A 19,648-nucleotide genomic window follows, 5' to 3' on the forward strand; every position below is an offset into this window, starting at 1 on the left:
TGTTATGCTAAAACAGGTTCTTCTTGATTGACGCTTGTTTTGATTACTTTCATTGCAGTCATTGCCTCACGCAACTCTGCTCCTACTTCTTCAATAGGATGATTTCGAATTGCTTTATTCACTTTAATTAATTCAAGATTATCTACTTCATTGGAAATACTATACTCTTTTCCAATAACATCTGTACTTACTTGTTTCATAAAATCAGTTAACAATGGTTTCGCTGCATGGTCAAATAAATAACATCCGTATTCAGCAGTATCAGAAATAATTCTGTTCATTTCAAATAATTTCTTACGAGCAACAGTGTTTGCTATTAGTGGTAACTCATGTAGTGATTCGTAATAAGCCGATGCAGAAATGATTCCTGATTTCACCATGGTTTCAAAGGCTAACTCTACTCCTGCTTTTACAAAAGCTACTAACAAAGTTCCTTTATCAAAATACTCTTGTTCTGAAATTTCTTCGGAAGTTGCCGCTGTTTTTTCAAACTGAGTTTCTCCTGTCGCTGCACGCCATGTTAGTAAATTTACATCGTCATTCGTCCAATCTTCCATCATCGTTTTTGAAAAATGACCAGACATAATATCATCCATGTGTTTATTAAACAAAGGCTCTAGTACCTCTTTTAATTCTTCAGAAAGTTGGTAGGCTTTAATTTTTGCAGGATTCGATAAACGATCCATCATATTTGTAATTCCTCCATGTTTTAAAGCCTCGGTAATAGTTTCCCATCCGTATTGAATTAATTTGGAAGCATATGCTGGTTCTACTCCTTCTTCAACCATTTTATTGAATGATAAGATAGATCCTGTTTGTAACACCCCACATAAAATGGTTTGCTCTCCCATTAAGTCTGATTTCACCTCAGCAACAAATGACGACTCCAATACACCTGCTTTATGACCACCTGTTGCATATGCATAGGCTTTAGCTTGTGCTAAACCTTTATTTTCAGGATCATTTTCAGGATGTACAGCAATTAACGTTGGTACTCCAAATCCGCGTTTGTATTCTTCTCTTACTTCTGTTCCAGGACACTTAGGGGCTACCATAATTACTGTTAAATCCTTACGTACTTGCATACCTTCTTCAACAATATTAAATCCGTGAGAATACGATAAGGTTGCTCCTGATTTCATTAATGGCATTACTCCATTTACTACCTGCGTATGTTGTTTGTCTGGTGTTAAGTTACACACCAAATCAGCAGTTGGAATCAACTCTTCGTAAGTTCCTACAGTAAAACCGTGTTCAGTTGCATTTTTAAAAGATTGGCGTTGCTCTTTAATTGCTGCTTCTCGTAATGCGTATGAAATATCTAAACCAGAATCGCGCATGTTTAATCCTTGATTCAATCCTTGTGCTCCACATCCTACAATTACCACTTTTTTACCTTCTAATACTGCTGTTCCGTCTGAAAACTCATCAGCATTCATAAATCTACATTTTCCTAATTGTTCTAATTGCTCTCTTAATGATAATTGGTTGAAATAATTTTTCATTTTTATTTGTGTTGTTTGTTTATACTGTTATTAATTGTAATAGTTTTGATACTGGCATTTCTTCTTTCGTAATGGCAATTCTTCCTGAGCGAACAAATTGCTTAATACCATGTTTGTCTAAAATGTGATAGAGTTCTTCTACCTCTTCTTTACTTCCTGATTTTTCAAGGACAAAAAAGTTTTTATTCACATTAATGACTCTTGATTTACTTTGATTGATAATGGTTTGGATATCATCGTTATCGGTCAATAAGTCTGTACTCAATTTAAACAAACACGATTCTTGATACACCGTTTCTTCATCAGTATGGTAAAAAGCTTTAATTACTTCCACTTGCTTTTCTATCTGTCCGATAATTTTTTTCATTTGCTCTTCAGTAATCTTTACTAAAAGTGTAATTCTAGAAACACTTTTTATTTCTGATGAAGAACTATTAATACTTTCTATGTTAATATGTCTTCGTTGAAATATTGCTGATATTCTATTCAATAATCCAATATTATTCTCTGTATATATTGAGATTGTATAGGTGTTTTTTGTGCTCATATTTTCTTATTTTAATCGAACTTCTGATACTGACGCCCCTGTTGGAATCATAGGAAATACATTATCTTCTTTTTCTACACAAACCTCTAAGAAGTAAGCTTCTTTAGATTGTATCATTTCTTGAACAGCAGTTGCCAAATCTTCTCTTTTAGTTACTCTATTCGCTGCCATATGGTACCCTTTAGCTATCGCAACAAAATCAGGGTTGGTCATTACAGTTGAAGCATATCGTTTATCAAAAAATAACTGTTGCCATTGACGTACCATGCCTAAAAACTCATTGTTTAGCACCACAATTTTAACTGCTGCTTTGGTTTGTAAAATAGTTCCTAGCTCTTGTATGGTCATTTGATAACCACCATCACCTATTACTGCTACTACTTCACGCTCTGGCATTCCCATTTTAGCACCAATAGCTGCAGGTAAAGCAAATCCCATGGTTCCTAATCCGCCTGAAGTAATATTACTTTTAGTTTGGTTAAATTCTGCATAGCGACTCGCTATCATTTGATGTTGCCCTACATCGGTAACTACGATAGCCTTCCCTTTTGATGCTTCATTGATTTGTTTGATAACCTCTCCCATTGTCAACCCTTCTTTCGTTGGAAACAAGTCGTTTTTTATAACGTTATCAAATTCTACCGCATCTAAATTTCTAAACTCTTGCAACCACTCTTTGTGTGAATTTTCTTCTAAAAGAGGAAGTGCTGCTGCTAAAGTTTGTTTTACATTTCCTAAAACAGCTATATCTGTCTTTACATTTTTATCAACTTCCGCAGGGTCTATCTCAAAATGAATAACTTTTGCTTGCTTCGCATAACGGTTTAAATCACCTGTAACACGATCATCAAAACGCATTCCGATGGCAATTAACACATCACATTCATTGGTAAGTTTATTCGGACTATAATTACCATGCATTCCTACCATACCAACATGTAATGGGTGCTTAGTTGGTAAAGCTGATAAGCCTAATAAAGTACTTGCCGATGGAATTCCTGCTTTTTCTATAAACGCTTTAAATTCTTCTTCTGCTTCACCTAAAATCACACCTTGTCCCCAAACTACAAACGGTTTTTCTGCATTGTTAATTAACTCAACCGCTGCTTCAACACTTTGAATATCCATATTCGGAACAGGCTGATAACTTCGCACTGAAGTGCATTTTTTATATTCAAAATCAAATTCTTCAAACTGTGCATTTTTTGTGATATCAACCAACACAGGTCCTGGTCGTCCCGAGCGAGCAATGTAAAATGCTTTCGCCATTACTTCAGGAATTTCACTAGCTTTCGTTATCTGATAATTCCATTTGGTAACAGGAGTTGAAATACCCACAATATCGGTTTCTTGAAAAGCATCAGAACCTAATAAGTGTGCTCCTACTTGCCCTGTAATACATACCATTGGAGTAGAATCTATTTGCGCATCGGCAATACCTGTAATTAAATTCGTTGCTCCTGGACCCGAAGTTGCCATGGCTACACCAACTTTACCTGTAGCTCTTGCATATCCTTGTGCTGCATGTGTGGCTCCTTGCTCGTGACGTGTTAATACATGATGTAATTTATCTTGATATTTATACAACTCGTCATAAACTGGCATAATAGCACCACCAGGATATCCGTATAACAAATCGACTCCTTCAGCTAATAAACATTTGATTACAGCTTCTGCACCTGTAATGGTTACTTTTTGTGTTGTTTCTTGTTCTGTTTGTTGTTTCGTTTTTGTTTCCATAAACTCAGCTTTATGCTTTAGCTTTTAGCTATATGCTTAGTTATTTTATTAAATTTTTAACACTACTAGGTCTAGTATTGAATCTTAATTCTCATGTTTTTTTCTAAAAATCAAACACTTTTAGGCAAGCCTCTGGAAATTAATCCTCTGGCTATCGCCCTGCGATTAAAATTCGTCGGTTACACATCCGTTGGATGCTGATGCTACTGTTCTTGCATATTTATATAGTACTCCTCTTTTTACTTTTAAAGGTGGAGCTGTCCATTCTTGTTTTCTCTTTGCTAATTCTTCTTCAGAAACAGCTAAGTTTATTGTATTGGTTTCTGCATTGATGGTTATGGTATCTCCATCTTTTACCAAAGCGATTACCCCACCTTCTTGTGCTTCTGGTGTAATATGCCCTACTACAAATCCGTGAGTTCCTCCTGAAAAACGACCATCTGTAATTAGAGCAACCTCTTTACCTAATCCTGCTCCCATAATAGCAGCAGTTGGTTTTAGCATTTCTGGCATTCCAGGACCTCCTTTTGGGCCTTCGTAACGAATTACAACTACATCCCCTTTTTCAACTTTTCCGTCTCGTATTCCATCATTAGCCTCGTATTCTCCTTCAAAAACTTTTGCTTTTCCAGAAAAATACAATCCTTCTTTTCCTGTTATTTTTGCTACCGAACCTTCTTTAGCTAAATTTCCGTAGAGCATTCGTAAATGCCCAGTAGCTTTGATAGGCTGTTCTATAGGTTTAATTACATCTTGTCCGTCTGTTAAACTCGGAACTGCAGTTAAATTTTCGGCTAATGTTTTACCTGTTACTGTTAAGCACTCTCCATGCAACAAACCTTTTTCTAGTAGATATTTTAAAACTGCAGGTGTTCCACCTACTCTGTGTACGTCTTCCATTAGATATTTCCCACTAGGTTTTAAATCGGCTAAAAATGGAGTTTCATCAGAAATACGTTGAAAATCTTCTAAGGTAAACTTCACTCCTGCAGCTTTAGCTATGGCTAAAAAGTGTAGTACTGCATTAGTAGAACCTCCCATAACTGTTACCAATCGTACAGCATTTTCTAAAGCTTTTTTAGTAACAATGTCTGATGGTTTGATATCTTTTTCAAGTAATACACGTAGTGCTTCACCTGCTTTTACACATTCTTGCTCTTTGTTATCACTAATTGCAGGATTGGATGAATTGTACGGTAAACTCATCCCCAACGCTTCAATCGCTGATGCCATGGTATTTGCAGTGTACATTCCTCCGCAAGCTCCTGCTCCTGGACATGCTTTTTCAATTACACTTTGATATTCTTTTTTAGTAATCGTTCCTGCTACTTTCTCTCCCCATGCTTCAAAAGCTGATACTACATCTAACTTTTTTCCTTCATGACATCCTGAAGCAATAGTTCCTCCATATACTAAAACTGATGGACGATTTAAACGCAACATTGCCATTAAGGCTCCTGGCATGTTCTTATCACATCCTACCACGGTTACCAGTCCGTCATACGACATTGCTTGCACTACGGTTTCCATAGAGTCGGCAATTACATCGCGAGATGGTAGTGAATAACGCATCCCCGGAGTTCCCATAGAAATTCCGTCAGAAACCCCTATGGTATTAAATATCAACCCTACTAAATCGGCATTTTCGGTTCCTTCTTTTACCAATTTTGCCAAATCGTTTAAGTGCATATTACACGGATTTCCTTCGTACCCTGTACTTGCAATTCCAACCAACGGTTTTTCTAAGTCTGATTTAGACAATCCTATGGCATGCAACATGGCTTGTGCTGCCGGTTGCGTATCATCTTGCGTTACTTGTTTACTAAATTTGTTTAGTTCCATGTTAGCTTGCTTTTCTTTTTTGACGTAAGCCTAATACTTCGTCTTTGTATAATTTCATTAGTTTGTGTCCGTGTGATTTTTCCCACGCTAGTGGAAATTGATAATCGTCTAACGATTGTAACCCTACCACTTCAGCTGCTGTTCCTGTAAAAAAGCAAGCATCTGCCTGTTTTAATTCTTCTAGTGTAAAGTGCTTTTCTTCAACAGGTATTCCTTCTTCCTTACACAAATCGATAACCGTAGCACGTGTAATTCCTGCCATGATATGACCCCTTGGTGGAGTGTATAGCTTTCCATCTTTTTGCATAAAAACATTGGCTCCTGAGCACTCTGCTACATTACCGTTCATGTCTAATAATAGTGCTTCATCATACCCATTATTTTTTGCTTCGTTAGTTGATAATATTGAATTTGTATAGTGTCCTGTTACTTTGGCTTCTACAAAACATGATTTCGGATTCGGGCGTTGGAAAGAAGACGTTTTTACACGTAGTAATTTATCGCCCATGTATTTTCCCCATTCCCAACACTGGATAATTAGGTTTGTTTCTTTAGAAGTCAACAAACTCATATCGGCTCCAGTAGTGACTAACGGACGGATGTATGCATCTTTCAAACCATTACGTTCTAATAATTCATACGTAATTTGTGTGAGTTCTTCTTCTGAATAATCTAGTTGAATATTCATTACTTCTGCGCCAAACTTTAGTCTTTTGTAATGCTCATACGACTTAAAGACTCTAGCTCCTTCAGCTGTATTGTAAGCTCTAATTCCCTCGAAAACTCCGTTTCCGTAGTGTAAACTCTGGCTATACAAATTAGCGCTAGCATCTTTCGCTTTTATAAACTCTCCATTGAAAAAAATTACTGTTTCCTCGTTATAGTACATTTTTAGTTGTTTTTACTGTTCAAAATTATTTTTCGCTTTTTACTTTACTTTCTTCTATTTTAAGGCTTCAATGATTCTCATCTACTCACAAAAACACTTAAAAAACTCAAAACCAAATATTTAACACCTATTCATTATGATATTCAGAAGCATAAAAAAAGCCTGTATCTTGAGTTAGATACAGGCTTTCTTATAGGTAATAACCATCTGTATTAACTCGGTGGAGAGCTAATAATGACAATAATAATTACCACGATGTTAAAAAATTGATTCATGCTTTTTGCAACAAAAAAGGCTTCCTAAATTTAGGAAGCCTTCTTATAATTTATATGTTAAACTATTAAATACCGCTTCCTTATCCTTGTGAAATAATCACAATGACAATAATAGAAATGATATTTAAAATTTGTTTTTTCATCTGTTGCCACAAATATTTGAAATTATTTTTTAGTTATCCTAATATTTTTTTAACTTTTTCATTTTCCTTCTAGAAAAAACACTTACTAACCCTCTGTATTCCTTACACTTATAAAACTTTTTGTTTTTTATATAGCATTAATCAAAATTTATTTTATAGATTTGCGCCATTATGCAAACAAATAAAATATACAACAACATACCCAGTTTTTTAGTGCGGTCTTATAACCGACGCTAGTCTTTCCTTGCACAAAACTGAGTATTGTATAATTTTATTTTCATCCTTTTGATTTCTATAATCTACATTTTTATATCGTTACTAACTCTTGTTATTGTTTTCAATAACGCAGTTGTTGTACGACCTATTTTTATCCGACGTCGCCCGTAAGGGTGCTACTTCTTTTGGGAACCTAGGTGCGTCCGGTTCTTCTTTTTAAACCACCGATTTTTAACAAAATGTTTATCTAAAATCAATTTCAATGAGAGTTGTTATTGCTGATCAATCGCATAGTAAGTATGCCGAAATTATTTGTCAAACTATTGACGAAGCTGCTCTGGTTAGAGGCACAGGAATTGCTAAAAGAAAACCAGAATATATTATTACAAAACTAGAAAATGGTAACGCAGTTATCGCTTTAGATGGCGATAAGTTTGCTGGCTTTTGCTATATCGAAGCCTGGAGTCATGGCAAATTTGTAGCTAATTCAGGATTAATTGTTCATCCAGATTACAGAGGTATTGGTTTAGCCAAGCAAATAAAAAAAGTAGTTTTTGAACATTCCAGAGCAAAATTCCCTAACGCTAAAATATTTAGTATCACTACAGGCTTAGCAGTTATGAAGCTCAATAGCGAATTGGGTTATAAGCCTGTTACCTTCTCTGAACTTACAGAAGATCAATCTTTTTGGAATGGTTGTCAAACCTGCAAAAACTACGATGTCTTACAACGTACACAACAAAAAATGTGTTTGTGTACTGGTATGTTATACGATCCTAACAAAAAACCTCAAAACGTAAAAGTAAAGGAGAAAGTTTTTCAAAGACTTAAGAGAATTAAAGAAACCATCTTCCTAAAAAAAGACAAAAAATGAAAAAATTAGTAATTGCTTATAGTGGCGGATTAGATACTTCGTACTGCGCGGTAAGCTTATCAAAACAAGGATACGAGGTTCATGCTGTTAGTGTGAATACTGGTGGGTTTTCTTCCGAAGAAATTAAAAAAATTGAAGAAAATGCCTATACAATGGGAGTAGCTACCTATAAAAACATTAATGCTGTTGATGATTTTTACCATAAGGTAGTAAAGTATTTAATCTTTGGAAATGTATTAAAAAATAATACCTATCCCCTTTCTGTAAGTGCTGAAAGAATTGTACAAGCTATTGAAATTGTAAACTATGCCAAAAGTATAGGTGCTGACTGTATCGCTCATGGTAGTACAGGTGCAGGAAACGATCAGGTAAGATTTGACATGATTTTTCAAACGATAGCTCCAGAAATAGAAATTATCACACCTATTAGAGATTTACAACTTTCAAGACAGGAAGAAATCGAATATTTAAAGAATAATGGAATAGATCTTTCGTGGGAAAAAGCTAAATACTCTGTAAATAAAGGATTATGGGGAACTAGTGTTGGTGGTGAGGAAACTTTAACTTCTGAACTACCATTACCTCAACATGCCTACCCTTCACAAATAACCAAAACAACACCAGAACAGGTAAAGCTTTCTTTTGTTAAAGGCGAACTCGTTGCTATTAATGACGACAAAAAGCCCCCTGTACAAAATATAGAGGAACTAAATATTATAGCCTCAAAATTCGGGATTGGAAGAGATATTCATGTGGGTGACACCATTGTAGGAATTAAAGGAAGAGTTGGCTTTGAAGCTGCTGCTGCGTTAATTACTATCAAAGCGCATCATTTGTTAGAGAAACACACCTTAACCAAATGGCAATTACAACACAAAGAGTATTTAGCTAGTTTTTACGGCATGCACTTGCATGAAGGTCAATATTTAGACCCTGTGATGAGAGACATGGAAGCTTTTTTAGAAAGCAGTCAATCAAAAGTTACGGGTGATGTTTTTGTTACACTAAAACCTTATCACTTTACATTAGACGGAATTGCTTCTCCACACGATTTAATGAATGCCAAATTTGGTAGCTATGGAGAGCTTAACAACGGATGGACCGCTGATGATGCTAAAGGTTTTATCAAGCTCTTAGGAAATCAAAATAAAATATATCAACAAGTGAATCAATAGACAGTAAACAACGAACAGATTGCCACTCTTTAGCCTGTCTTGAGCGACAGTCGAAAGGCTCGCAATGACAAAACCGTCATCATGAGGAGTGATAACGACGTGATGATCTTATAAATGGAAACTGATTCTACTATTTAAAACAACAAACAATATGATACAAGTAGGAATTATAGGTGGTGCAGGATATACAGCTGGCGAGTTAATAAGACTTTTACTACAGCATCCTGAAACTGCTATCAATTTTGTGTATAGTACCTCTAATGCAGGTAATAAAATAGCAAATATACATCAGGATTTAGTGGGTAGCACTGAGCTAACATTTACAAATACAATCAATGAGAACATAGATGTACTATTCTTATGCTTAGGACATGGAAACTCTAAAAAGTTTTTAGAAGCTCATACCTTTTCAGACCACACAAAGATTATTGATTTAGGGAATGATTTCAGATTAAAAGCTGATAACACTTTTCAAAGAAAAGAGTTTGTATACGGTTTACCTGAACTTCAAAAAACAGCGATACAAGGTGCTTCTTACATAGCAAATCCAGGGTGTTTTGCTACCGCTATTCAATTAGGATTGCTTCCACTGGCAGGTGCTAATTTGTTACAAGATGATGTACACATCAATGCAGTTACAGGTGCAACGGGTGCGGGAACTTCATTATCAGCTACCACACATTTTACGTGGAGAGATAATAATTTCTCCTATTACAAACCTTTTATCCATCAACATTTGGGAGAAATTAATCAGACGTTAGCTACGCTTCAATCTAGTTTTGATTCAGAAGTATTATTTCTTCCTAACAGAGGGGACTTTTCTAGAGGTATCTATGCTACGTTATACACACATTTTGAAGGAAGTTTAAAAGAGGCACAGCAACTGTATGCTGACTATTACAAGAATGCAGTTTTTACTCATCTTGCTGATAATGACCTGCATTTAAAACAAGTGGTAAACACGAATAAATGTTTAATTCACTTACACAAACACGAAGATAAATTACTGATAACAAGCATCATTGACAACCTATTAAAAGGAGCTTCTGGACAAGCAGTTCAGAATATGAACTTACTATTTGGTTTTAAAGAAGATACGGGTTTACAGTTAAAGGCAACTTATTTCTAACCCTCACAGAGGGATTAGATAAACCAAGATGAATGTCTTAATACAAGAAATGAATAATACAAAATATATAATCTAAACTTTCTCAAATGAAAATAGCAATTATAGGAACAGGTAACTTAGGAAAATCAATCGCTAAAGGATTGATACAAAACAATTCATTTTCTCAACTTTTCTTAACCAAGAGAAACATTGAAGAACTTAATGAATTTAATGAGGTACCCAACGTTTTCATTAGTTCTAATAACAAGGAAGCAATCACAGCATCTGATGTATTAATTTTTGCTCTACAACCAACACATTTAGAAGCTCTTTTAAAAGAAACTGCTCCTCTGTTATCAGACAATCATATTGTAATTTCTACAGTTGCTGGTTTTTCCATTGAAAAAATGGAAACTCTCATTGGTTCAGATACTACTATTATCAGAGCCATGCCTAATACTGCTATTGCCGTTGGAAAATCGATGACTTGTCTTAGTGGTAATACTCAAGAGAAGGAAGATTTAGAAATAGCTACAACTATTTTCAATCAACTAGGAACTTCTATGATTATTCCTGAAGATCAAATGCAAGCAGCCACCGTAATATGTGCTAGTGGAATTGCTTTTTGGATGCGCTTAATACGGGCAACTACACAAGCCGCTATTCAGTTGGGTTTCGATGCAAAAGAAGCACAAGAACTCGCTATGCATACTAGTGAAGGTGCTGCCAACCTACTCATAGCTACAGGAAATCATCCTGAAGAAGAAATTGATAAAGTTACCACTCCAAAAGGCTGTACCATTGAAGGTTTGAATGAAATGGAACACAAAGGATTAAGTGCAGCATTAATACAAGGAATGGTAGCCTCTTTTAATAAAATTAACACCATAAAAAAAACACCATAATGAGTTTATTTAACGTATATCCTCTATTTGATATCACCCCAGTAACCGCCAACGATGTATATGTATACGATGACAAAGGCGTAGAATATTTAGATTTATATGGCGGACATGCCGTAATTTCTATCGGGCACTCACACCCTACCTATGTAAAAAACATTAGTGAGCAAGTAAGCAAACTAGGCTTTTATAGCAACGCGATTCAAAATCCGTTACAAGTTGAGTTAGCTTCACAACTAGAAAACATATCTGGCTGTAAAGATTATCAACTATTCTTATGCAATTCAGGAGCTGAAGCCAATGAAAATGCTTTAAAACTAGCTTCTTTTCATACAGGTAAGCAGAAAGTAATTGCTTTTAAGAATTCGTTTCACGGACGTACTTCTGCTGCAGTAGCAGCAACCGACAATCCTAAGATTGTGGCGCCTATCAATGCGCAGCAAGAAGTTATCTTTTTAGAATTTGAAGATTTAGTAGGTGTTGAAAAAGCTTTACAAGGCAACGATGTTTGTGCTATTATAATAGAAACCATTCAAGGTATTGGTGGATTGGACGAAGCATCAACTATTTTTTACCAAGGGTTAGAAAAACTATGCCAGCAATACAACACCTTACTTATTGCTGATGAAATTCAGTGCGGATTTGGTAGAACGGGTGGTTTCTTTGCTTTTCAAAAACACGGCATTACTCCGCATATCATTTCCATGGCAAAAGGAATGGGGAATGGATTCCCTATTGGGGGAATCTTAATCCATCCAAGTATTGAGGCTTCTTACGGTTTACTAGGAACTACATTTGGCGGAAATCACTTAGCCTGTGCTGCTTCCTTAGCAGTTATTGAAACCATTAAAAAAGAGCATTTGATGGAAAATGCACAGCAAATTGCTGCGTATTTTATGGAACAAGCAGCTTCTATTCCGCAGATAAACACTGTAAAAGGAAGAGGTTTAATGTTAGGATTAGAATTCGATTTTCCTATTGCTGAATTAAGAAAGAATCTAATATTCAAACATCACATTTTCACAGGGAGCGCTAAGAATCCGAACTTATTAAGAATTCTTCCGCCACTAACCATTCAAAAGCAACATATCGATGTGTTTTTTGAAGCTTTAAAAAAGGAACTGTCATGAAAAAATACACCAGCCTAAACGACATTAAAAACCTTTCAGATACCGTTCAAAAGGCAATTCAATTAAAAGAAAACCCCTATCAGTTTACTGATTTAGGACAACATAAAACCTTAGTCTTGCTTTTTTTCAATGCTAGTTTACGTACAAGGTTAAGTACCGAAAAAGCGGCTAAAAACTTAGGTATGGAAGTAAGCGTGTTAAACATTACCAATGCTTGGAATATGGAGTTTGAAGATGGTACTGTGATGAATTTAAGTACTTCAGAGCATATTAAAGAAGCTGCCATGGTAATTTCTCAGTATGCAGATATGATTGCAGTAAGAGCTTTTCCGACGTTGAAAGACAAAGAAAAAGATACCTCTGAAATTGTACTCAACAGTTTTATAAAATACGCTACGGTACCTGTTATCAATATGGAAAGCGCTACTGACCATCCACTGCAAGCCTTGGCAGATGCGATTACTATTACAGAAACTAAAAAAGTTGACAAACCTAAAGTTGTGTTGTCTTGGGCTCCACACCCGAAAGCATTACCACATTCGGTTGCCAATGCTTTTGTTCACTTGATGCACAACATGGATGTAGAATTTGTTATAACGCATCCAAAAGGGTACGAGTTAGATTCTGAAATCACGAAACACTTTCCTGTTGAATATAATCAAGAAAAAGCTTTTGAAAATGCTGACTTTATTTATGCCAAAAACTGGAGTTCTTTTAATGATTATGGTAAAATTCTAAATGAAGACCCCAACTGGATGATTACCAAAGAAAAACTAGGCAATGCTAAATTCATGCATTGTTTACCTATCAGAAGAAATGTAGTAGCAGAAGATGCTGTTTTAGATGGTGAAAATTCTCTTGTGATTGAACAAGCCAACAACAGAACCTTTGCTGCACAGATAGTATTAAAAGAGATTTTAAAAACAATGAGCAAGGAGAATTAACAAGTAAAAACTGTCTGTATAAAGAAATAACGAGTGAAAAAGCGAAAGTGCTAAGCGTAGCTTTAAGCATGAAGCTTTGAAAGTGAGTGGTGCGTAGCAATTTCCTCTTTACAGACTTGATTTTTTGGTTCGTTTTTTATCAAGAAAAAATGAACAGATTATTAATATGAATAACAATAATTGAAAAGATGGTAAAAGGTAACCTTAATAAGATAACCACGTCGTTCATTTAGACTTCGCTCAATGACTTCCTCGTTATGACGTCATTGCGAGCCTTTCGACTGTCGCTCAAGACAAGCTCAAGCGTGGCAATCTTTTTATAAAAACCTATTACTAAAAACTTAAAAAATGAAAAACATAAAGATTGTTAAAATAGGCGGAAACATCATTAATGATGAGAAAGCCCTACATAGCTTCTTAGCTGATTTCGCTCAGTTAAAAGGATCTAAAGTATTGATACACGGTGGTGGAAAATTAGCTTCTGAATTGGCTAAAGAATTGAATATTCCTGTAACTATGATTGATGGCAGACGTGTAACCGATACGCAAACTTTAGATTTAATTACTATGGTATATGCAGGTAAAATCAACAAGCAAATTGTTGCGCAGTTACAAGCGTACAACGCCAACGCCATAGGTTTTACAGGAGCTGATGGAAACACAATTATATCAACCAAACGTCCTGCTGAACCTATAGATTATGGATTTGCTGGCGACGTTATTACCGTGAATCCGCAAATACTAACGGTATTAATTAATAACGAAGTAACGCCTGTCTTTTGTGCGATTACGCACGATGCAAACGGACAATTACTCAATACCAATGCCGATACTATTGCTGCTGAATTGGCTATAGGGTTATCTGCTGATTTTAATACAGAATTGTACTACTGTTTTGAAAAACCAGGAGTATTAAGTGATGTTTCTGATGATACTTCTGTTATTGAACAAATCACGTTAGAAACCTATACTCAACTAAAAACTGACGGAATCATTTTTGAAGGAATGCTTCCTAAGTTAGACAATTGCTTTCATGCCCTAAAAAACAATGTTCAAAAAGTACACATAGGCAATACAGCTATGGTATTTAACTCAAAAAACAAACATACCTCATTACAACTATCATGATACAAAGACTCACTACAAAAGCTATCAGCCTATTAAAAAACTTGATAGAAACTCCTTCTTTTTCTTCGGAAGAAGATGCTACTGCCCTACTATTAGAAAACTGGTTTCAAGAATTTAATATTCCATATACCAGAACACAGAACAATGTATGGTCGGTAAACAAACATTTTGATGATAGCAAACCTACGCTGTTACTAAACTCTCACCACGATACCGTAAAACCTAATAACGGCTATACCAAAGATCCTTTTAAAGCGATTGTCGAAGATGGTAAACTCTACGGATTAGGAAGTAATGATGCAGGAGGCTGTTTGGTTTCATTACTAGTAACCTATACCTATTTCTACCAAAAAGAAAACTTAGCGTATAATTTGGTATTTGCAGGAACTGCCGAAGAAGAAAGCAGCGGCCCTAACGGATTAAACGGATTACTAAAAACCTTACCAAACATTGATGTAGCCATTGTGGGAGAACCTACCTTAATGCAATTAGCTATTGCCGAAAAAGGCTTGGTCGTTTTTGATGCTGAGGTTGCAGGTACACCAAGTCATGCCGCACATCCGAACCACGATAATGCTATTTATAACACCATTGATGTATTACAGTGGTTTAAAGAAGTGTCGTTTGAAAAAACTTCTGAAACCTTGGGTGAGGTTAAGTTAACAGTTACACAAATCAATGCAGGGAAACAACACAACGCTGTTCCTTCCGAAGTAAAATTAGTGGTAGATGTTCGCGTAAACGATAAATACACCAATCAAGAAGTTAGCGATTATTTACAGCAAAACGCACCTTGTAACATACAACCAAGAAGTTTGAATTTAAATTCATCGTCAATACCAAAAGAGCATCCATTGGTACAAGCAGGGTTGGCTTTAGGAAGAAAAACCTATGGTTCTCCTACCCTATCTGACCAAGCAGTGTTGAGTTGTCCTTCATTAAAATTAGGACCTGGTGATAGTACTCGCTCACATACCGCTGATGAGTTTATTTATCTTCAAGAAATTGAGGAAGGGATTGAATTGTATATAGAATTATTGAATAAAGTTGTGAGATGTGAGTATTGAGAATTTTGTTAGTTATAGTGTTTAACACTCAATACTAACTTCTCAATACTCAGTACTAATTAAAAAACATAAAAACATGAAACTTTGGGACAAAGGATTATCCATCGATAAAAAAATAGAACATTTCACTGTTGGAAACGATAGAGAAATAGACATACACATTGCACCGTACGACTTGCAAGCATCATTAGCACATGCAAAAATGCTGGCTTCCATCGGTATTATTACTTCGGAAGAATTAGCACAAGTAACCACTGGTATACATACCTTAGAACAACAACTAACAGACGACACTTTTGTAATTGATGCTCAGTTTGAAGATGTACATTCTAAAATTGAGTTTGAATTAACCAACATGTATGGTGAAGTTGGTAAAAAGATACACACAGCACGTTCCAGAAACGACCAAGTTTTAGTGGCTTTACAGTTGTATTATAAAGACAATTTACAGTTGATTTCTGATAAAACTAAAACACTTTTCAATACGCTATTGGAATTAGCAGAACAATACAAAACCAAGTTATTACCTGGGTACACCCACTTACAAGTGGCAATGCCTTCTTCATTCGGGTTATGGTTTTCTGCGTATGCTGAATTGCTAATTGACGATTTGTACATGGTGGATGCTGCACTAAAAACGGTAGATCAAAATCCGTTAGGTTCTGCGGCTGGTTATGGTAGTTCCTTCCCTATTGATAGAGAATTTACTACCAAAGAACTTGGATTTGAAACCTTAAAGTACAATGTGATTGCTGCACAAATGAGCAGAGGAAAAAGTGAGCGTACGCTTACCATGGCATTAGGAAGTGTAAGTAACACCTTAGCTCGTTTTGCCATGGATATTTGTCTGTATATGAGTCAGAATTTTGACTTTATTTCTTTTCCTGATGAATTAACCACAGGTAGTAGCATTATGCCGCATAAAAAGAATCCTGATGTGTTTGAACTCATTAGAGGAAAGTGTAATAAGATTCAAGCGTTGTATACCGAAACCTTGTTAATCACTAACAATTTACCGAGTGGATATCATAGAGATTATCAGTTATTAAAAGAAAATATCATCAATGCTTTTGAGGAGCTAAAAGATGTGTTGGATATTTTTGATTATGCTATTCAGCAAGTTATTGTGAAGGATATTAACCTACAGGATGAAAAGTATAAATACTTATTTACGGTAGATAACATGAATACTTTGGTTGAAAATGGAATGAGTTTTAGAGAGGCTTACCAAAAAATTGGTGGTGAAGTTAACAAGGGAACGTATACTCCTGATACTTCTAAAAAACATACGCATATAGGGAGTATTGATAATTTGTGTTTGGATAAAATACGTGAGAAGCTTAATTTATTTTAACTCATTTATAAAAGCAAGATGGAAATCATCTTGCTTTTCATTTTTGTTTGTATATGTAGTCTTTACACTCCTAACCACTTCGTAAACTCTGCTGTTTTATTTTGACTGGTTTTTAAAACTGTTTTACTGTTTTTTAGATTGATGGCTACTACATTTTTATTGTACCGGCTTATTCTTTCTATATAGTTTCTATTGAGTAGTTCGCCTCTATTAATTTTAAAAAACACGCTAGGATTTATTATTTCTTCTAATGCTTTTAAAGAAGATTGATTTAATACATGTTTTTTATTATTTATATCGTATGCTGTTACAATTCCATAATCTGCTTGAAAATACATTACCTCTTCCATCTTTAAGAAGTAGGTATACTGAGAAGATTTAACAGCAATAAAATCTTGATAGCTTTTAGGTGTTTGAGCTGTTTGATTTGCTAAATAAGCATCTAATTTTTGCAAAACATTATGGTTACTTTCATCCTTCATTGAACTCTTTAAGTTTGAATACTTATTTACTGCTTTTTCAAAACGTTCAAACGAATAAGGTTTTAATAAATACTCTATACCACTGGTTTCAAAAGCATGCATCCAAAACTGATTGTATGCTGTTATAAAAATAATTGGTACTTGAATTTGTAGCTTATTATAAGCATCAAAAACATTGCCGTCTCGTAATTCTATATCAGAAAAAATCAAGTCAATATCAGAAGTTGATTCAAAAAACTGAAGCACCTCTTCTACCGTTTCAAACTCATCTACCACAGTGATAGGTTCATGATAACTTTCTATATATTTTTTTAGTTTTTTTCTAGCTGGTAATTCGTCTTCAACAATAAGTGCTTTTATCATTTTTATACAGATTTATGAGATGGTATTAATGGTAAAACAACTTCAAACTCCTTTTCAGTTTCACGTATTTTAATAGTATTTTCAGCAAGTAACTCAAATTGTTTTGATAAGTTAATCAACGCCATTCCATTACCTTTTCTTCTTGTAGCGTATAGTGCTTTATTATTTGTTACTTTAATTCCTTCATCCTCTGTTATAGTAATATCTACGGGTGATTCGGAAGTTCCTTTATTGTGAGTGATTGCATTTTCTATAAGAACTTGTAAACAAAATGGAGGTACTACAATGTTTTTTGTGTATAAAGTTGGTGCTATATTTAGTTTATAATAACCTTCATACTTTTCTTCCATTAGCTTAAAATACCCCTCTGTAAAAAACAACTCTTCTTTTAATGTAACCAGTTGTTTATCTGAACTATGTAAGCTATATCTATATAATTCTGCAAAACGATTTAAAAATAAAGAAGCTCTTTGAGTATCTTCTTCAATAAGTTGATCTAAAATATTTAGATTATTAAATAAGAAGTGAGGGTTTAATTGTGTTTTTAATTGTGTTATTTCATTTTTAGCTTTACTTATTTCATAGGCAGCTACCTGTTTTTGATAAGCAACATTTTCTTTATAATACAAGTAGGCTAATGAAAATCCTCCAAAAATAATAAAGTCAATTACAGAATTTATATTGACATATATTATATGATAAACAGAACCAAAGTTTCTGGAATAGGTATCAAAAATGAACGCAACAATTAATCCGAAACTATTTCCTATCACTAAATATGTTAACAAGCCTATTCCAAAAAAATGCACATATCTTCTACTTAATGAAGTTTGTTTTTTTGAGTTTTTATTAATACTCTTTTTGATAAAACTAACCCACCAAAAAATAAAAACTGCTTTAAAAAAATACCAAAAGGGAGCATCAGGATAAAAGATAAAATCTTTCCAAGAATCTGAATTCCCAAATTGATTTTTTAAAATAAATATTAAGCAAAAGGTAAAGAGAAAGATTAAAAATGTAGCATTTTCTCTAAAAAAGGATGTGTTTGTTTTCATATCAGTACTCACAAATATATCAAATTTGCGATGAAACTTTTGATTGAATCTCACCGCAAACTCTAGTATTTCTATTTATCTTCTGGCCAAGCACTTACTGTATTTCCTTTCTCATCATAGGCTTCTAATTTTATTTTATTATCCTCATCTATAATAAACTTAGCTCTTGTTTTACCATTAGAATCGTATAAAAATAATCCGTTTTGTTTTCCTGGTGTTTGCCCTAAAGCTACTCTTGGCACTCCACCTATTATTCCTTTTTGTTGATACTCTTTAAGTTTAGCTCTTCTCTCAGCAGGATTATTAATAGCTCTTAATTCTTCACTTATTTTTTGAGTCTTTTCTTGGGTTTCGTTATCTCCTCTATCATTAAATACTAACCTACCTGCTTTGTACCTTTTTCCATCTCTCTTTGCATCTGTAGTTATGAGCTGCATTACTTGGTCTCCATCATACTGATCAAACGTTAATGATAATCCCGAACTATGTCCTTTTTCAGTTTTTTTACCATCATAAATAAATCCGCCACACTCTATACCTTCTTCATTATAAAAAAGCATTCCTGCTCTCTTTTTTCTTTCGTGATAAACTCTTCCATTAATCTTATCGCCTTTACTAGGAAAGTTTGCTGCATTTGTAATTAACATTTTTACTGTTCCATCATTTTCTATGATATTAATTCTTTTTACATCAATAGTATCAAATTGTGTATTCTCTTTATTTTTAAAGGCTACAGTAGTTAAAACTCCTATTAATGCTGTTATACTTACTGCAAATGTTCTTAAAAAAATAAGTTCTCTTTTTGTGTTCATCATGGTATGTTTTTATTATTAGATGCCTCAAAAGTATTTTGGACTCACGTTTTTAAAAATATTTTTTTTATAAGCTCAGGAAAATAAATGATAAACT

Annotated in this window: 17 protein-coding genes; 9 read left to right on the top strand and 8 right to left on the bottom strand. The window is 34.5% G+C overall.

Going from position 1 to position 19,648, the window contains the following annotated elements:
* Positions 1–2 precede the first annotated feature (2 nt).
* The 5 genes from ilvC to C8N26_RS08130 form a co-directional block, all read right to left on the bottom strand.
* The gene (gene ilvC, locus C8N26_RS08110) at positions 3–1,505 is read right to left on the bottom strand and encodes a ketol-acid reductoisomerase (protein ID WP_120186850.1); all 1,503 of its coding nucleotides are present in this window, start codon (positions 1,503–1,505) and stop codon (positions 3–5) included.
* Between the two features lie 19 nt (positions 1,506–1,524).
* Entirely contained in the window at positions 1,525–2,052 is a 528-nt protein-coding gene (gene ilvN, locus C8N26_RS08115) for an acetolactate synthase small subunit (protein ID WP_120186851.1), read from the bottom strand.
* A gap of 6 nt (positions 2,053–2,058) precedes the next feature.
* Positions 2,059–3,792 (bottom strand): biosynthetic-type acetolactate synthase large subunit, encoded by a 1,734-nt coding sequence (gene ilvB / locus C8N26_RS08120; RefSeq protein WP_120186852.1) that lies wholly within the window; start codon positions 3,790–3,792, stop codon positions 2,059–2,061.
* Between the two features lie 165 nt (positions 3,793–3,957).
* Positions 3,958–5,634 carry a dihydroxy-acid dehydratase gene (gene ilvD, locus C8N26_RS08125; protein ID WP_120186853.1) on the bottom strand — a complete coding sequence of 559 codons (1,677 nt, stop codon included), beginning with the start codon at positions 5,632–5,634 and terminating at the stop codon, positions 3,958–3,960.
* Between the two features lies 1 nt (position 5,635).
* The gene (locus C8N26_RS08130; protein WP_120186854.1) at positions 5,636–6,523 is read right to left on the bottom strand and encodes a branched-chain amino acid transaminase; all 888 of its coding nucleotides are present in this window, start codon (positions 6,521–6,523) and stop codon (positions 5,636–5,638) included.
* Between the two features lie 896 nt (positions 6,524–7,419).
* On the opposite strand from C8N26_RS08130, the gene C8N26_RS08135 reads away from it, so the two are divergent.
* The 9 genes from C8N26_RS08135 (at position 7,420) to argH (ending at position 16,839) form a co-directional block, all read left to right on the top strand.
* Positions 7,420–8,031, top strand: a complete 612-nt coding sequence (locus C8N26_RS08135) for a GNAT family N-acetyltransferase (RefSeq protein ID WP_099216170.1) — start codon at positions 7,420–7,422, stop codon at positions 8,029–8,031.
* Entirely contained in the window at positions 8,028–9,206 is a 1,179-nt protein-coding gene (argG, locus tag C8N26_RS08140; protein ID WP_120186855.1) for an argininosuccinate synthase, read from the top strand. Before C8N26_RS08135 ends, argG begins: the two co-directional genes overlap by 4 nt.
* Before the next feature lie 151 nt (positions 9,207–9,357).
* Positions 9,358–10,335, top strand: a complete 978-nt coding sequence (gene argC / locus C8N26_RS08145) for an N-acetyl-gamma-glutamyl-phosphate reductase (RefSeq protein ID WP_120186856.1) — start codon at positions 9,358–9,360, stop codon at positions 10,333–10,335.
* An 86-nt stretch (positions 10,336–10,421) separates the two neighbouring features.
* A complete protein-coding gene (gene proC, locus C8N26_RS08150) occupies positions 10,422–11,219 on the top strand; it encodes a pyrroline-5-carboxylate reductase (protein ID WP_120186857.1) in 798 nt (265 codons plus the stop codon).
* Entirely contained in the window at positions 11,219–12,346 is a 1,128-nt protein-coding gene (locus tag C8N26_RS08155) for an aspartate aminotransferase family protein (RefSeq protein ID WP_120186858.1), read from the top strand. Before proC ends, C8N26_RS08155 begins: the two co-directional genes overlap by 1 nt.
* Positions 12,343–13,290: a Rossmann-fold NAD(P)-binding domain-containing protein gene (locus C8N26_RS08160; protein ID WP_120186859.1), complete on the top strand. Its 948-nt coding sequence runs from the start codon at positions 12,343–12,345 to the stop codon at positions 13,288–13,290. The genes C8N26_RS08155 and C8N26_RS08160 overlap by 4 nt, the downstream gene beginning before the upstream one ends.
* Positions 13,291–13,638: 348 nt before the next feature.
* Positions 13,639–14,418: an acetylglutamate kinase gene (argB, locus tag C8N26_RS08165; protein ID WP_120186860.1), complete on the top strand. Its 780-nt coding sequence runs from the start codon at positions 13,639–13,641 to the stop codon at positions 14,416–14,418.
* The gene (locus tag C8N26_RS08170) at positions 14,415–15,485 is read left to right on the top strand and encodes a M20 family metallo-hydrolase (protein ID WP_120186861.1); all 1,071 of its coding nucleotides are present in this window, start codon (positions 14,415–14,417) and stop codon (positions 15,483–15,485) included. Before argB ends, C8N26_RS08170 begins: the two co-directional genes overlap by 4 nt.
* Before the next feature lie 76 nt (positions 15,486–15,561).
* Positions 15,562–16,839, top strand: a complete 1,278-nt coding sequence (gene argH / locus C8N26_RS08175; protein WP_120186862.1) for an argininosuccinate lyase — start codon at positions 15,562–15,564, stop codon at positions 16,837–16,839.
* A gap of 62 nt (positions 16,840–16,901) precedes the next feature.
* On the opposite strand, the gene C8N26_RS08180 is transcribed toward argH, so the two are convergent.
* The 3 genes from C8N26_RS08180 to C8N26_RS08190 form a co-directional block, all read right to left on the bottom strand.
* Positions 16,902–17,684: a LytR/AlgR family response regulator transcription factor gene (locus C8N26_RS08180; RefSeq protein ID WP_120186863.1), complete on the bottom strand. Its 783-nt coding sequence runs from the start codon at positions 17,682–17,684 to the stop codon at positions 16,902–16,904.
* Positions 17,685–17,686: 2 nt separating this feature from the next.
* Positions 17,687–18,739 (bottom strand): sensor histidine kinase, encoded by a 1,053-nt coding sequence (locus tag C8N26_RS08185; protein ID WP_120186864.1) that lies wholly within the window; start codon positions 18,737–18,739, stop codon positions 17,687–17,689.
* A gap of 71 nt (positions 18,740–18,810) precedes the next feature.
* On the bottom strand, positions 18,811–19,551 hold the full coding sequence (locus C8N26_RS08190) for a hypothetical protein (RefSeq protein WP_245962540.1): 741 nt from the start codon (positions 19,549–19,551) through the stop codon (positions 18,811–18,813).
* Between the last annotated feature and the right edge of the window lie 97 nt (positions 19,552–19,648).

Origin of the sequence: Tenacibaculum lutimaris (genome assembly GCF_003610735.1) — a bacterium.
GTDB classification, from domain to species: domain Bacteria; phylum Bacteroidota; class Bacteroidia; order Flavobacteriales; family Flavobacteriaceae; genus Polaribacter; species Polaribacter lutimaris.